This window comes from Companilactobacillus metriopterae (assembly GCF_002762335.1).
Classification (GTDB): domain Bacteria; phylum Bacillota; class Bacilli; order Lactobacillales; family Lactobacillaceae; genus Companilactobacillus; species Companilactobacillus metriopterae.
In genome coordinates this window covers 746,833-762,619 of the sequence record NZ_CP024610.1, presented here as the reverse complement: position 1 = coordinate 762,619, position 15,787 = coordinate 746,833, and the positions used below count along the sequence as shown (strand labels likewise).

General features: G+C 31.6%; 15 protein-coding genes. 5 read left to right on the top strand and 10 right to left on the bottom strand.

Annotated features, from left to right (window positions below; genetic code table 11):
* The first annotated feature begins 74 nt into the window (after nucleotides 1-74).
* On the top strand, nucleotides 75-272 hold the full coding sequence (locus tag CS873_RS03710; protein ID WP_099974531.1) for a hypothetical protein: 198 nt from the start codon (nucleotides 75-77) through the stop codon (nucleotides 270-272).
* 664 nt (nucleotides 273-936) lie between these two features.
* On the opposite strand, the gene CS873_RS03705 is transcribed toward CS873_RS03710, so the two are convergent.
* The 3 genes from CS873_RS03705 to CS873_RS03695 all read right to left on the bottom strand — a co-directional run bounded on the left by CS873_RS03705 (nucleotide 937) and on the right by CS873_RS03695 (nucleotide 3,513).
* Nucleotides 937-1,584 carry a Dph6-related ATP pyrophosphatase gene (locus CS873_RS03705; protein WP_169922444.1) on the bottom strand — a complete coding sequence of 216 codons (648 nt, stop codon included), beginning with the start codon at nucleotides 1,582-1,584 and terminating at the stop codon, nucleotides 937-939.
* Between the two features lie 198 nt (nucleotides 1,585-1,782).
* Nucleotides 1,783-2,559: an ABC transporter permease gene (locus tag CS873_RS03700; RefSeq protein ID WP_099974529.1), complete on the bottom strand. Its 777-nt coding sequence runs from the start codon at nucleotides 2,557-2,559 to the stop codon at nucleotides 1,783-1,785.
* Nucleotides 2,560-2,577: 18 nt separating this feature from the next.
* A complete protein-coding gene (locus tag CS873_RS03695; RefSeq protein ID WP_099974528.1) occupies nucleotides 2,578-3,513 on the bottom strand; it encodes an efflux ABC transporter ATPase subunit, DrrA-related in 936 nt (311 codons plus the stop codon).
* Between the two features lie 149 nt (nucleotides 3,514-3,662).
* Here CS873_RS03695 and CS873_RS03690 point away from each other — a divergent pair, with 149 nt between their 5' ends.
* On the top strand, nucleotides 3,663-4,187 hold the full coding sequence (locus tag CS873_RS03690) for a MarR family winged helix-turn-helix transcriptional regulator (RefSeq protein WP_099974527.1): 525 nt from the start codon (nucleotides 3,663-3,665) through the stop codon (nucleotides 4,185-4,187).
* A 52-nt stretch (nucleotides 4,188-4,239) separates the two neighbouring features.
* Here CS873_RS03690 and nudC read toward each other — a convergent pair whose 3' ends face one another.
* From nudC to CS873_RS03670, 4 genes are all read right to left on the bottom strand, one after another.
* Nucleotides 4,240-5,061 (bottom strand): NAD(+) diphosphatase, encoded by an 822-nt coding sequence (nudC, locus tag CS873_RS03685; protein ID WP_099974526.1) that lies wholly within the window; start codon nucleotides 5,059-5,061, stop codon nucleotides 4,240-4,242.
* A gap of 89 nt (nucleotides 5,062-5,150) precedes the next feature.
* Nucleotides 5,151-5,870, bottom strand: coding sequence for an MIP/aquaporin family protein (locus CS873_RS03680; RefSeq protein WP_099974525.1), 720 nt, complete (start codon nucleotides 5,868-5,870; stop codon nucleotides 5,151-5,153).
* Between the two features lie 16 nt (nucleotides 5,871-5,886).
* Complete coding sequence (glpK, locus tag CS873_RS03675) at nucleotides 5,887-7,392, bottom strand: glycerol kinase GlpK (RefSeq protein WP_099974524.1); 1,506 nt, start codon at nucleotides 7,390-7,392, stop codon at nucleotides 5,887-5,889.
* A 231-nt stretch (nucleotides 7,393-7,623) separates the two neighbouring features.
* Nucleotides 7,624-9,291: a putative glycosyltransferase family protein gene (locus tag CS873_RS03670; RefSeq protein WP_138108134.1), complete on the bottom strand. Its 1,668-nt coding sequence runs from the start codon at nucleotides 9,289-9,291 to the stop codon at nucleotides 7,624-7,626.
* Between the two features lie 135 nt (nucleotides 9,292-9,426).
* Here CS873_RS03670 and CS873_RS03665 point away from each other — a divergent pair, with 135 nt between their 5' ends.
* The 3 genes from CS873_RS03665 to CS873_RS03655 all read left to right on the top strand — a co-directional run bounded on the left by CS873_RS03665 (nucleotide 9,427) and on the right by CS873_RS03655 (nucleotide 12,079).
* On the top strand, nucleotides 9,427-10,482 hold the full coding sequence (locus CS873_RS03665; protein ID WP_099974522.1) for an ABC transporter permease: 1,056 nt from the start codon (nucleotides 9,427-9,429) through the stop codon (nucleotides 10,480-10,482).
* 12 nt (nucleotides 10,483-10,494) lie between these two features.
* Entirely contained in the window at nucleotides 10,495-11,166 is a 672-nt protein-coding gene (locus tag CS873_RS03660; RefSeq protein ID WP_099974521.1) for an ABC transporter ATP-binding protein, read from the top strand.
* Nucleotides 11,167-11,227: 61 nt separating this feature from the next.
* Nucleotides 11,228-12,079 carry a glycerophosphodiester phosphodiesterase gene (locus tag CS873_RS03655; RefSeq protein WP_099974520.1) on the top strand — a complete coding sequence of 284 codons (852 nt, stop codon included), beginning with the start codon at nucleotides 11,228-11,230 and terminating at the stop codon, nucleotides 12,077-12,079.
* 30 nt (nucleotides 12,080-12,109) lie between these two features.
* On the opposite strand, the gene CS873_RS03650 is transcribed toward CS873_RS03655, so the two are convergent.
* Genes CS873_RS03650 through CS873_RS03640 form a run of 3 tightly spaced genes read right to left on the bottom strand, consistent with a single transcriptional unit; the run spans nucleotide 12,110 to nucleotide 15,767 of the window.
* Nucleotides 12,110-13,258: a mannitol-1-phosphate 5-dehydrogenase gene (locus tag CS873_RS03650; protein ID WP_099974519.1), complete on the bottom strand. Its 1,149-nt coding sequence runs from the start codon at nucleotides 13,256-13,258 to the stop codon at nucleotides 12,110-12,112.
* Between the two features lie 2 nt (nucleotides 13,259-13,260).
* Nucleotides 13,261-13,704 carry a PTS mannitol transporter subunit IIA gene (locus CS873_RS03645; RefSeq protein ID WP_099974518.1) on the bottom strand — a complete coding sequence of 148 codons (444 nt, stop codon included), beginning with the start codon at nucleotides 13,702-13,704 and terminating at the stop codon, nucleotides 13,261-13,263.
* Between the two features lie 5 nt (nucleotides 13,705-13,709).
* Nucleotides 13,710-15,767 (bottom strand): BglG family transcription antiterminator, encoded by a 2,058-nt coding sequence (locus tag CS873_RS03640; RefSeq protein ID WP_099974517.1) that lies wholly within the window; start codon nucleotides 15,765-15,767, stop codon nucleotides 13,710-13,712.
* Nucleotides 15,768-15,787 lie beyond the last annotated feature (20 nt).

The following is a 15,787-nucleotide window of genomic DNA, read 5'->3' as shown; positions in this document are numbered from 1 at the left end:
ACATTGCAATGTTTAATTCGGTTAACTATTGTATCAAATTAAATATTGTGAGGGTTTTAAAATTAGGAGAAAAAATGTCTAAACTTTCAGATTCAAAAATTAAAGCTAATAAAAAGTGGGACGAAAAAAATAAGAATAGAAAGAACTATCTTAATGCTCGCTCTAGTGCAAGAGGATTTATAAAGAACAAGTCCACTTCTGATGACCTTGAAGAATTAAAAGAATTAATATCTATACGTGAAAAAGAACTAAAAAAAGACCCTACCAATTAAGATAGGGATTTTTATTGTTAAGTTTTAATTATTTGTTGAATAAAATCTATTGTTTATCCATTTTACTGGTAATATAGCCTGCTAGTAAGGACACTATAGCTACATATAAAACTTTATAAACAAAATTAATGTTGGGAATGACAAATGTTTCAATTACACCCGATAACAACACTATAAAAACTACTGTTAATGTAATTTTAGTTTTCATGATCTCTCCAAATTATTGCTGACCCATGCCAGTTCTTGTTCCATATTTGTTAAAACTAATCCATGCACCTTTATTTGCGGGTATCGTGTTTACAGTTCCAACTTATAGATGCTGAAATCACAGCAATCATAAGAGCTTGATAGAACCCGCCCTTATATGTTTAATTCCGTGATTTTTACCACATCTATAGGTTAACACTTAATTATATTTCACAAAAAAACAAATATAATCGTGTTGATTTTCAATATAATCGTAAATATTTAATAAAATCACCAAATTTATAACTATAAATAATATAAAATATTACTTAAATTTAAGAATAAAACTAAAATGGAAAAAAATTACAAATAAAAAAGCCCCTACCAATTAAGGTGGGGTTTAATTTTCTCCAAACAATATTTCTATCTCGGATAATGTTAATACAAACCACAAGTTCTCATTTCCATGTTAAAAAATTTAATCAATAATCAAAGAATAGGCATACTTACTTTCAAAGACATCCCCTGTTTTAAATTCAATTGGTTTACTATACAGCGGACCATCATAAACAAAAGTATGGTACTCACCGTTTTCACCTGTGACGTCGATATTTTTATCTTTTAAGTAACCAACGAATTCAACATCGACTGGTTTGCCAAGGTAGCTCTGCGGAATATCTGCCTTTTTGCTGATAGCTTTAACGATTGCTTTATATCCGCTATCTAAAAACTGGTTCATTATTTCATCGTGCTCAATTCCCCATAGTGGCAAACGAGCTTGAAGACCTGCTTTTTTAGCAGTCTCAACGTTCCAATTTTTGTTCTCTGGATTGTCCATATCTCCAAATCCACAGAATTCAGCTCCTTGGTCAGCAAATTCTTGCAGATGTTTTACCATTTGATTTTGATAGTCACTGGCACCTGCCTCAACTATTTTTAACGGAACTCCCAAACTGTCTGCTGTCTCCTGTAAAACACTAACGGGTAAGCCATGAAACCATGAACGTTGAATGTTAGCATCAACACTAGTAAGAATACCAATCAATTCATTTCCTTCATTTACTAGCTTATCAAGAGCTAACAAGCTGTCTTTTCCTGCACTGAAACTAAAACAAAATTTTCCCATGCTCATTTCACCTATGTCCTTCTGACATTGTACTTATATACTACTTCATCTAATAAATAAGATACCACTTTCATTCAATGAAAATAATAATTTCTCCCCTATGATACTAATATTTTAAAAAACACAGTAATCTATTGCCCATAATAAAAAAGAGTTCAACCTATATACATCCTTGGGTTGAACTTTTTTTTAAAATCATTAACTTTGTTTGTTATATGCCCATACAGTTAATGGTGCAAATACTAGGACTATTCCTATTCCGAACAATAAAACGGCCCATGCTGTGTTTGAAAATGATCCATTAGCTAAAATTTGACGGACAGCGGTAATCACGTAAGTCATTGGATTCAAGTTTGCAATAACTTGTAATAATTTAGGTAAAGTGTTAATTGGTATAAAAGCATTTGATAAGAATGACAAGAGTAACATTGTCATCAAGGAAATACTTTCGACCATTGTTGCGCTTTTAGCAAGAAGTCCAACGAGTGCATATATCCACGAGATAGCCCAACCTATAAATACAGACAATAAAACAATTACCACAATCCAGCCAAAATTAACATTTGGGCGCCATCCCATAAAGAATCCCGTTGTAAGTGATGCAATAGTTGCAATAAGTAGTCTCAAAATATCTGCCAGTAGCTGTCCAGCCAGTGGCGCAATATGATCAATTGGCAATGTCTTGAATCTATCAAAAATACCTGTTTCCATATCTTCTTTGATTTGTGTGCCCGATCCTGATGCTGCTGAAAGAATTGTTTGGGCTAGTAGACCTGGAACTATTGTTGGTAAATATGCATGAACGCCACCAGCTATTGCTCCGCCAAACAAATAACCAAACAATATCATGAACATAATTGGCTGTATTAAAACATCCATAAAGTTATCAGGATTATGAAGTGTCTTTAATAAATTTCGATATGCCATTGTATTTATATTTTGGACCACATTAAATCTTGTTCTTTTAATTTCCATCGTAAATATTCTCCTTAACTAGTTTTTTCCTACTGTCAGTGCCATAAATACATCATCTAGAGAAGGCTCTTTAATAGTTAAATTAGAGATACTAATATTGGCATTCTTTAGATCTGATAAACCATCAATAGCTTGTTTTGTTTCTTTAAATTTTGTGATAATTGTACTATCCATTAATGTTAGCTCCAAATTCAAATTTTTTTTAAGAATCTCGACAGAACGACCAATGTCACTCTTATCCATAATTTTTAAAGACATCGTAGATTCACCATTTTCATGCTTCAATTTATCAGGTGTACCTATTTTTATTAATTTTCCATGATCAATCACAGCTACACGATCTGCCAAATTATCTGCTTCTTCAAGGTATTGTGTAGTCAAAAAAATAGTCGATCCATCTTTGACCAATCCTCTGATGGTTTCCCACATTTGTAACCGAGTTCGTGGATCCAAGCCGGTTGTTGGTTCGTCCAAAAATATTATTTCTGGTCTCGTAATTAGACTGATTGCCAAATCAAGTCGACGACGCATTCCTCCAGAAAAGTCTTTTATAGATTTGTCAGCACTAGCTTCAATTGAAAATTCTTTTAATAATTCCTCTGTCCTCACACGTCCCATATCTTTGGACAGACCATTTAGTCTAGAAAATATCATTAAATTTTCCCTTGCGGAGATATCTTCATCCACAGAGGCGTATTGCCCAGTCACCCCAAAAGTTGATCTAGCTTGTTTGCTTTCCTTTTTAATATCATAATCAAAAATAGCTATATTACCTTCTGAAGGTTTTAATAATGTGGTTAACATTCTAAGAATGGTAGTTTTGCCTGCTCCGTTAGGTCCTAAGAGACCAAATACCTCACCTTTTTTAACTCTAAATGAAACATCATCAACTACTTTTTGCTTGTCGAATATCTTAGTTAAATGATCAACCTTAATAGCAATTTCATCTTGCATTTTAATAGCCTCTTTTTTGCGAAATATTAATCAGGTTCACCTGATTAAATAAATTATAAGGTATACCTGACTAATTAGCAAGAATTTAATTAGGGGCACCTGAATTTAATTCCACTTTCGAGTATAATAATTGTTGGAGGATTAAATCGATGGCAAATATAATTAATCAGAGCAAAACAGCAGGTAAATTAGTTGAATTTAGTATGTTACAAAACATTGCAGAAGATGATTCTCAAAATAAAAATGACTATAAAATGTTATTTCAAGGACAAGGAAAGGTATTATTAGCCCTTTCTGATAATGATAATTTATCGCAAAAAGATTTAGTAGAAAGACTTAATATGACACCTCAATCAGTAGCAGAATTTGTACAAAAATTGGAAAAAAGAGGATTAGTTTTAAAAAAGAAATCATCAACTGATAAGCGTGTTACAATCGTAAGCTTGACCGAGAATGGACGTTTAGAAACTGAAAAAGGGAATCAAGTAATTCCTAATTACCTCAAAGCACTAAATGATGAAGAATTAATTCAACTCAATAATATTTTGGATAAAATTAATGATCAAATGTATCATGATATAAAAGATGCAGATCCAACATTACACAATAAATATCACCAAATTATGTTGAATCATGTACTAAATAAGATTCATACCGAGGGCAATGATTCATAATTTTGGATCTAAAAAAGGAGTTCAACCTATCAAAGTTAGGTTGAACTCCTTTTTATTTTTCTCTTCTAAATGCTTCTATCATAGTCCAAGTTAGACTATCAATTGTGTCTTCAGTAGGTATATTTTTTCGGCTAAACCACTGAGCTTTAGAAAGTTCATCGGTTTCTAGTTGAATAGCAATATCCTCATCTACCTCAGCAAAATATCCCGTTAACAATGAGTGACTAAACGGCCAAGGCTGACTTCCAAAATATCGGATGTTATGCACAGATAAGCCAACCTCCTCCATCACTTCCCGTCTGACAGTATCTTCAAATGTTTCACCTATTTCACTATATCCGGAAATTAAGGCATATCTATCATAGCCAGATAAAAATTTAGTAAGTAAAATTTTATCTCCGTTAGTAACACCGACAATAATCGCTGGTGAAATATTTGGATATATCTTTTGATTACAATTTGAACAGTATAAAGCACGTTCTACATCATCAGGTGCAGTTTTAGAACCACATCTTCCACAGAACTTGTTGTTTTCATACCATTCAGCCAATTGTGTAGCTGTCGCTCCTGCAAAGCTCATCCATTTGGGTTCTAATTTTCTTAAACTTATAAATTTATTATATTGATAGTTATCGTCTTCAGTAATTGGTTCTAACGTTAGGTAAAAAGCTATTTCATCCACAGATAATAAATAGATAAGATTACTCTTTTTTAAATTCCATCTATTTTGTGCCTCAATAACTGTCGGGAATTTTTTATGACTATTCAAAATAACTTGATGATTAGAATAAATGATTACCAAATCATTATCTTTTGGTTGCCTTGATTCTTCATATTGATTGTTCAATGTCTTCGGTGCAATATCTTGTAACAAAAATAACACTTCCTTTTTAATAGTTCATATATTGGGCTATTATAATACAAAAAAACACTCAAACAGTTTAGTTGAGTGTTTTTATATTTTTATGCTACCAATCCATAAACAAGTGCTGCGACTGCGCCACCTGCTAATGGTCCAAATACTGGAACCCAACTGTATGACCAGTCTGAAGCTCCTTTATTTGCTATTGGCAAAATTTGATGTGCAATTCTTGGGCCCAAATCTCTGGCTGGGTTAATTGCATAACCAGTAGTTCCTCCAAGTGAGAAACCAATTGCTGTAATTAAAACACCTACGGCAACTGGATTCATACCACCGGCAAATTGTGTTTTTGAAAATGCTAATAATGCAAATACTAATACAAAAGTTCCGACAAATTCACTAATAAAGTTAGCTGCATAATTTCTAATTGCAGGTCCTGTTGCAAAAATTCCTAAAATTGTAGCTTCATCTTTTGTTTCTTGCCAGTGTGGGTAGTAGTGAATCCAAACTAGAATTCCTCCTAATAATCCACCCAATACTTGTGCAATAATATATGGCACTACATAACTCCAACTAAATGAACCTGCAATAGCCATACCTAGTGTTACAGCAGGGTTTAAATGTGCTGCACTCATAAAATTAGAACAATATACAGCTATTGTAACTGCAAGTCCCCATCCTAAAGCTATCGCAATCCATCCTGCACCTTCAGCTTTAGATTTTTTCAAACTTACGGCAGCAACAACACCATCACCTAAAAGGATTAACATTGCTGTACCTAAAAATTCTCCAATTAATTGGACCATCAAACTATTATCCATAATTAATTCCCCTTAATTATTTTGATTTATGCTTAAAAGTTCTTGTGGCTTCAACAGCATCTTGCCATCCTGAGTATAAATCTTCGGCACGTTTCTTGTCCATACTTGGTTCGAACAAATCACCTATAGCATAGTTCTGTTTTAAGTCATCTATATCTTTCCAGAAACCTACACCTATACCAGCTAAGAAGGCAGCACCTAAAGCAGTTGTTTCTAGATCTTTAGGCATTTGAACTGGTGTTTGTAAGATATCTGATTGGAATTGCATCAAGAATTTGTTTCTAGCAGCTCCCCCGTCAACTTTCAACGTTGGAATATCAATTCCTGTATCTTTTTCCATTGTTTCAATAACATCCCTTGATTGATAAGCAAGAGCTTGTAGAGTGGCTTTGATAAAGTCATTTCTAGTTGTTCCACGAGTTATTCCAAAGACTGCACCACGAGCTTCAGAGTCCCAATATGGAGCTCCTAGTCCAGTAAATGCAGGAACAACGTATACTTCATCATCATCTGTAGACTCTGTTGCTGCTTTTTCTGAATCAGGTGCGCTTTCAACAAGTTTCATTGAATCACGTAACCATTGAATAGCTGATCCAGCAACAAAAATAGATCCTTCAAGAGCGTAGTTTACTTTTCCATTAATTCCATAACCGATTGTAGTTAAAAGGTTATTGTCTGAAATTTTAGGAGTTTCACCAGTGTTCATAACAATAAAGGCACCAGTTCCGTAAGTATTTTTAACCATTCCTGGGTCAAATGCCATTTGTCCAAACAATGCACCTTGTTGGTCCCCAATCATTCCAGAAATTGGAACTTCTGATCCAAAGAAATGATAATCCTTAGTTTTACCAAAGTTAGCATCATTAGGCACTGCTTCTGGAAGCATTGTTTCTGGGATATTTAAGATATCTAAAATCTCTTTATCCCATTTCAATTCGTGTATATTGAATAGCATTGTTCTACTTGCATTTGAGTAATCTGTTTTATGTGAAGTTCCACCACTTAATTTCCATAAAATCCATGTATCGATTGTTCCAAATAGAAGCTCCCCTTTTTCAGCTTTTTCTTGAGCTCCTTCAACGTTATCCAAAATCCAACGAATTTTAGTTGCTGAAAAATATGAATCAATAATCAATCCTGTTTTTTCATGAATTAAATCTCCATGACCGTCTTCTTTCAATTTATCTGCAATTTCTGAAGTTTGTCTACTTTGCCAAACAATAGCATTGTAGATTGGCAAACCTGTATTTTTGTCCCAAACTACAGTTGTTTCACGTTGATTGGTTATACCAATACCAGCAATTTGACTTGGTTGAACACCAGATCCTATGAAAGCATTAGCAATTGTTGACAAAACCGCATTCCAAATTTCATTTGCGTCATGTTCTACCCAACCAGCTTTTGGGAAATATTGTTTAAATTCACGTTGTGAATCCGTTACTTGATTTCCATCGTGATCAAAGATTATGGCACGGGTACTTGTTGTACCTTCATCAATCGCCATTATGTATTTTTCGTCCATGATTTTACTCCTTAAACTTTTGTTAACGCTTTCAATTTATCATACTTACTGAAATAATCCAAATAAATTCGTTCTTTTTTTTCACAAATTTTGTGAAAGGAAAATATTTGTGACATTATTTTTAATTTATTGATAATAATGGCATTTCTGAGTTCACTATCAGATATCAAAATTAATAAATTCACAAATTTTGTGTTGCTATTATTTCCTTACTCAAAATAAAAAAAGATACTATTCAGTATCTTTTTTTGAAATTATTATTCTACTAAAAATAAATAAAACTAAGCCTGCAAGTGAAATTATGCTACTTAAAACCTGTAATTTAGTCATGTGATATTTAACAGTTAAGTACCCTTTTCCAGACAATTTGACGTTAACCATTCCGTTCTTTTTATTTAAATAAGGAACCGATGCTGAACCTTTTTCACCAACGATTGCTTGGTAACCCTTGTAATAAAATTTGGGAATAGTAACAACAGTATTTTTCTTATTTGCATTGAAATAAAATTCTGTTGTTTCATTGTTTATTTTCAAATCATTTATTTTAATTTCAGATTTATTATAAGAAATTTTACGTACCCGTTCTTTTTTCATCAAATGTTTATATTTGACAGCTTCAGGTAAATATTCTGTACCTGCACCGATTTTATATGAATCTAATTTTTCAAATTCAGAATATGGGTGTTCCCGATAGTTAGAAACAATAATTGTTCCTTGAGCTAAACCTATTGATAATAGTGACACTACGGTCATAAAAATTGGCAAGAATCTCTTTCTTGAAAATAGGTTCATCTCATCTTTAGCTATCAAATAAACTACAATTAAACTAATTAAAGAGAACATTCTCCAAGGAAATTGCAATACAGATACTGGTGTATTTTTCAATAATTTCCAAGGAAAAAGTGAAGATGAGGCAATTAACATCACAGTGGCGAGTATCGTTAAATCCAAATCCTTATGATTCCTTATGTTAAATACTAGATAAACCAACAATCCTACTATAACAACAAATCCTAGATTAACCGTACTTGCATGGAATATTTGATTGGTAAATGAATTAAATAAAATATTTTGAAGTGGTATTGCCCTATCAGAAATTATTATCAACGGATTAGTCGAAACTTGAAATTTTTGTGATTTCATTTGTTCCAATACCGGAACTATGTAAGCAATCATTAAAACTAAAGTAAACATTGCTGCTTTCAAAAGTTGGATTAATGTATCTTTTTTCAAAAAACTTCTTAAATGTATGATTGCATATATAAAAGCAAAACCTACTATCATTATTAGTGATAGAACATGTGAGTATCCTACCCCTGCAATTGCAAAAGAAATGATAAACCAATTTTTGGTGTCACCATCTTTGTATCTAATCAATTCTGCTAAGATCAGTGGGAAAAATGCTATACCTAACAATTCTCCAATATCATGTCTACTCAATAAATCCTGAAGTCTATAAGCACTTAAAAGATATAAAACAGTGAAAATAATATTGTTTTTTTCTGGTAATTTTAATCTTTTACCTGCAAAATATGTAATCCAAAATGTCAGTAAATTTACAAAAAATAGTAAAAATAGGTATGAAACTGTAGCATTTGAGGTAATTAAATACACAAATGCTGCTGGATACAGGAATATATTTGGATAAAATAGACTTGCTGCATAGCCATAACCGCCAGCAAAGAAATTATCAACTCGTGGTGACATTATTCCGTGCTTCCAAGCATCTACTATTGCGTACATTCTATCTAGGTGAAAATGATAATCCCCTGTAGCAAACACATGTCCTGGTATCCATTCAAATGAAAGAACTATCAGAAAACTTATTAGTATAGAAAATACTATCAAGCTACTGATATTATCTAACTTCAGAAATTTCTTTATATTTTTTTTAATCATATTACACCCATTTAATTAGAATATTAACTATACTACTAATAGTATCAAACTTTAATTTTGACTAAAACCAATTATTTATTATTAAATAATATAAATAAACAAATTTTATTATTAAAATTTAGAGGAGGAAATATTATGTTCCTAGCTGTGAAAGAAATTCTTCATGAAAAATTGAGATATTCGTTGATTATTTCTATGTTTGTTCTTATAGGTTACCTAATATTTATCCTAACTGGACTAGCACAAGGCCTTGCTAGCCAAAATACAGAGGTATTAGATACTTGGGGTGCAAAAAGTATCCTACTAAATAAAGATTCAAATACGAATATTAGTCAGTCCATGATTACAAACGACCAATACAAAAGTATCAATATGAATAGTAAAGACGCTTCTGTTGCCCAAATGGGGGTGGTAGTTAAATCAAAAGACCGTAGCCAAGTATCAGGTTCATTCATGGGCATAAAAACTGATGAATTTATCTATAAAGATTTAAAAATTACTGAGGGTAAGAAATCTATTAAAAACAAAGATGTTGTTGTGGATAGTTCTTACAAAAATGATGGCTACAAAATTGGTGACAAAATTAAATTTAATTCAAGTAAGACTGAATTTAAAATTGTTGGATTTACAGAAAATGCCAAATTGAATATTGCACCGATAATATATGGTTCAACGGATAATTGGTCTACATTAAGAGGCATGGGTAATACAGTTGTTGCCAGTGCAGTTATTTCTAAGAATGACAAGGTAAAATTCAGTTCAGATCAATTAAAATCATATCCAATCGGTCAATTTATAAATAAACTACCTGGATATTCTGCACAAGTTGCAACATTTACTTTTATGATTGCCTTTTTAATGGTCATTTCACTAATTGTAATTACGGTATTCCTATATATTTTAACAATTCAAAAACTTCCTAATTACGCCGTTCTTAGAGCTCAAGGAGTACCTGCATCTATTCTAGTTAAAACAACCATTTATCAATCACTTATCTTAGTGATAGTAGGTTTATTAGTTGCAGTTATTTTGACAGCCATAACCGGATTGTTAATACCTGCAAGTGTTCCTATATTCTTTGATGTTAAGATGCTTTCTCTAGTTTCACTAGGTATTGTTTTAACTAGTTTACTAGGTTCCCTTATCCCAGTTAGAACTATTCTAAAAATTGACCCTGTATCTATTCTTTAAGGAGGCATTGACATGACAGCTATTAAACTAACAAATATAAACAAATATTTTGGTTCTGGCACAAGTAAAGTTCACGTTCTAACTGACATAAACTTTTCAGCAGAAAGAGGAGAATTAATTGTTGTAATAGGTCCTTCTGGATCAGGAAAAAGCACCTTTTTAACTATAGCAGGTGGATTGTTAACTCCTAGCTCTGGTGAAGTAGAAATAGAAGGTAAATCTGTTGGAAAGCTCAGTGATTCGCAAAGAGATGCCTTAAGACTTAACAACATTGGATTTATTTTACAAAAGTATAACCTGGTGCCATACCTAACTGTAAGTGAACAATTTGAGCTAGTGGATAAAATTAAAAAAGATAATAATTTTTCTAAAGATAATTTGCTAGATTTACTCAAAAAATTGGGAATTGAAAAATATGTTAATAAATACCCCAACGAATTATCCGGTGGTCAAAATCAACGTGTTGCAATTGCACGTGCACTATATGCAAATCCAGATATCGTACTAGCTGATGAGCCCACTGCTTCGCTGGATTCTGAAAAAGTTATCGAAGTTGGTAGCCTTCTTAAAGATCTTGCTGTTGAGCAAAATAAGGCGATAATCATCGTTACACATGATCAAAGACTTATGGAATTTGCTGATAAAACATATGAAATAATGGATGGAAAAATTTCACTAAAATAAATATATAACTTCTTCATTCCATTAGTATTTGCTAAAATGAAACCATATTGGAGGAAATATTATGAAAAATTTGAAGAAGTTAGCTATTTTATCATCCTTAATTGTTGCCACAGCAACGATTGCAATTACACCAAGTGTTACATTAGCTGCAAAGGACAAAGATTCAGTCAGCTCACTTGTCAAGAATGCTTCTGGAAAGAATCCACTTATATTCTCGCATCGCGGAACACCTGATAATCAACCAGAACATAGTTATGCAGGATATAATGAGGCTATCAAAAATGGTAGTAAATTTATCGAGCAAGATGTTTGGCTAAGTAAGGATAATATCCTATATGTGTCACATGACAACAATTTGAAACGTACTACGGGGAAAAATATTAATATCAGTGAATCAACATCTGATGAACTAAAAAACGTTAAATTACGTAATGGTGAATCAATCCATAAACTTTCTGATGTCTTCAAAAAATATAAAAAAACAACCCACTATATTATTGAATCAAAAAAAGGTGATGGAGAACTCGATAATACAGAAGATCAACTAGCCAAAACACTGAATAAATATAAAATGAATAGTAATGTTATTATTCAAGACTCCGATCTAGACGCCTTAAAACAACTTCATAAAAAAGACGAGCAAAAGAACGTCCCTACTCTTTGGTTAATGGAAGCATCAAGCGAATCTGATTATCTAATTCAATTGGAACATGCACCTAAGTTTCTAACATTTATCTCTCTTGACCAAGAACAATACACTGATAAAATTGCGAAAAAAGCTCATGATCGAGGCTTTAAAACAAACATTTACACCGTTGCTACTTATAACGATAATTACAATGCTATAAAACAAAATAAAGTTGATAGTTTGTTTACTAATAACACAAAAGAAACAATGAAATTTGTTAAATAAAAAAAGATCTGACAATTGTCAGATCTTTTTTTATTTCTTTTTATTTTCATATGAAAGAACAATTTGATGAATCAAATCTTGATCTTCTAAATTTGTAATTTCTCTTACAACATCTTCAGTATTTTTACTTTGAAGCATTCCTTGTAACTTTACACTTTCTTCATCTGCAGATTCATCGAATGTCATTACCATCCCAACAGTATCAAGAAGATTTTCATAACTTAAGTTTCGATTTTTTAGCTCTCTAATTGGACGAATAAATCTTTCATCATGACCCAGCTTACGAATAGGTGTACGTCCGACTCTTAAAATATCATCTGATATATATTTATTTTCAAAACGACTAATAATCTTCTCTTGATATTCTTTAAGGGATTTAGAATCGAAATCCCACTTATCAATTAAAAGACTACCAGTTTCTCGTAAGACATTTTTTAGTTGTTCGAGTACTTTTACATCACCTATTGCTTCACCAATAGTCTTATATCCTAAATATTCACCTGTATAAGCCACAGTCGCATGACCTGTATTAACTGAAAATAGTTTTCTTTCAATAAATGGTTCCAAATCTTCTACATATTCAACACCATCTAGCTTGAAAGAATTATTTTTCATTTGTGATTTATCAATAACCCACTCTTTGAATGGTTCTACTGAAACAGCTAATGGATCATCATGTTTTTGAAGAGGAACAATTCTATCTACAGCAGCATTGGGAAAACCAATAAATTTATTAGCAAACTGTTTATTTTCATCTGATAGATATTTATATACTTCATCTTTTAGAAATTGACTTCCACCTATCATATTCTCACAGGCAACTATATCTAAAGGATTTTCATTGTTATTATCTTTACGCTCAGTTATCCCTTGAGCAATCAGCTCAGCAATAAATGGTAAAATTTTAGGGCCAATTGCAGTCGTTACTACATCTGCACTATTTATTGCCTTAATTACCTGATCTGGATTGTCTTTATTGTTTATTCCGTCAACATTATCCACATGAATTTTTTTATGTCCTTCAGATGCTAATTCGATATCATATTCATGTCTTTCTTTTAAAGCATCAATAATAGTTGCATTTACATCCACAAAATCAATACTGAAGCCATTTGATGACAATGTTTCTCCAATAAAACCTCGACCTATGTTACCTGCTCCAAAATGTACTGCCTTCATAATTAGTCCACTTCCTTCAATAGATTTATAACTTCTTCAGAGTTTTGTGCATCTGCTAATTTTTCGACATTTCTTATGTCACTACAAAATAATGCAATTTGGGAAAGAATTTCCAAGTGTTCTCCATTTAAACCAGCAATTCCAAACTCTACAGTGACCAACTTCTCTTCAGAAGGATCGTCACTAAAATCAACACCCATGGGATATTGAATAATAGATATTCCCGTTTTCTTAATAAATTTTTTCCCTGATTCTGTCCCATGAGGAATAGCTATAAAATTACCCATATATACAGATACATCTTTATTTCTGGCTAGCATGGAATCTACATAGCCTTCTTCAACATAGCCATTATCAACCAATAATTGGCCACATTGCTTAATTGCTTCTTCTTTTGTTTTAGCACTTTGATCTAATTTGATTAGATTAACATCCAAATTATCCAAAAGTTTCACTTCCAATCATTTATTTTAATTTGTTCTATAAATATTCTTGCCAATAATTCTTTAATTTCAATATCATTTCCATTTTGATAAATATCCAAATTATTATCATTTTCAATAATTGAACTAGAAATAGCACCTAAAAGTTTTTGATAATATACATCAATTTCATTGGGGGAAATCATATAAATACAATTTCTTAAATTTGTAGAATTTCCATCCATACTCTTAATTAAAATTGGATTACTTAATCGAAATACTCCAAAGAACGGTTTATTGACATACTCACTCCTGCTATGTATCAACCCACTATCGGTATTAGGTATACCAACAGGAGATTTTTCCATTCTTTTAAACAAGCTCAAGGCAACCATTTCAGTATCTTCCACGATACTGTGATCTAATTTAGATGTCATATTTAAAAGAATTTCTTTCATGGAAGAATTATTGCTGTCTAAGTATCTCACTTTGAAATAATCAATTAATTTCATAGAATGATCCGTAACAATAGATAATTCTGATAATTGTTTTAATGGATCTAAGTCATTAGATTCGTCACTTTTATCGTATATAGGTTCTATAGCCTCAAGTGAACTTCTTATATCTTCAACTTCATTATCTAAGATTAAAGGTGAAATGACCTTGTATGGATAACTAAATCCTGGTAAAAAATTCGTTGACAAAATAAGATCATACTCAGAGAAATCTATTGTTTTTAAGTCATTAATACGTGCGATTATATACTCGTTATTATATGGTAGAGTTTCTTTTAATCTAGATTCTAAAATCCTTGCTGTTCCTATACCATTTGAACAAACCAGTAAAATTTTATAGTATCGATGCTTTTTTTGCTTTTCGTACTCTGAAGCAAAGTGTAGCAATAAATACGCAATATCACTTCTTGCTAATTTAGCATTGAATGTGTCATTCCACGAAGCCCTAATTAAAGCAAAAAGTTTAGGATATTTCGTAATTATTTCTTCTAATGTAGCATTATTGATCTCTGGTAATTTATTCATATTTCGATTTAACATTGAACCAACATGTGACAACAAGTCATTAATCAGTTGTAGATTATTAAAGTCATAGTTATAGCCTTGTGAAACTTTTTTCACAAAATCTTTAATATTGTAAGATAATTCTAAATCATAATTATCAGATAGAACATTTTCTTCTGTTGAAAAATGCATATTTTGAATTTGATTAGCTAAAAAATCTAATTCTAATAAATTAACCTTTTCTACAATATTCGAATTAAAAAATTTGTATAGATCACTGGCAATTTTTTTATATTGCATTTGAATATTACTTGAATCATTTAAATTGTTAACTGGATTGTTATCATTAATTCTCATAGCAGAAATAGCCAATACAATGGTTATTTGTTTTAACTGACTATCCGAAAGCTTGCTTAAATCTTCACTCAATTTTGACTTAATAGCTTCTCCAGATTTTATTAATAGTTCTCTATCAAAAAGTTTAATGAAATAACTAGTTGTTGTAGTTGATTGTAATTTTTGATTATCAATATATTCGAAGAATTCATATTCATTAATTTCACTGGACAAAATTCCACTAATGACACGACGTATATTATCTTCTTCGCCATCATATGTGAGTCCTTTTGCCTTAATTCTAACTAGCTTTACTTTATATTCATTAAGCAGCGGTTCAATAGCTTTTAAATCCTGGGTTACGGTTGCAACACTAACCGACAAATTGTCAGACAATTCTTTTATCGTTATTACATCACTGCGTAATAATATCTGACAAACTAGTGAGCTCTGCCTAGATGTAGGTGAAATTATATCATCGTATGATCCTTTATTACTGATCATATTATTTAATGCTTCAATAGTATTGTTACTTCCAACTAAAGTATACAATCCCTCCTGTTTTACCAATTGAACTCCGAGCTTAATTAAGCTCTCTTCTATACTTGATAGTTCACGATAAATAGTACGTTTACTTACACCTATTCTTTTAACTAGTGAATCAATAGTAACACCATTGTTACTCCTCAAAATATGAAGTATTATTTCAATTTCTCGATTTGATAAATTCATCAAGCTACATCCCGATTATA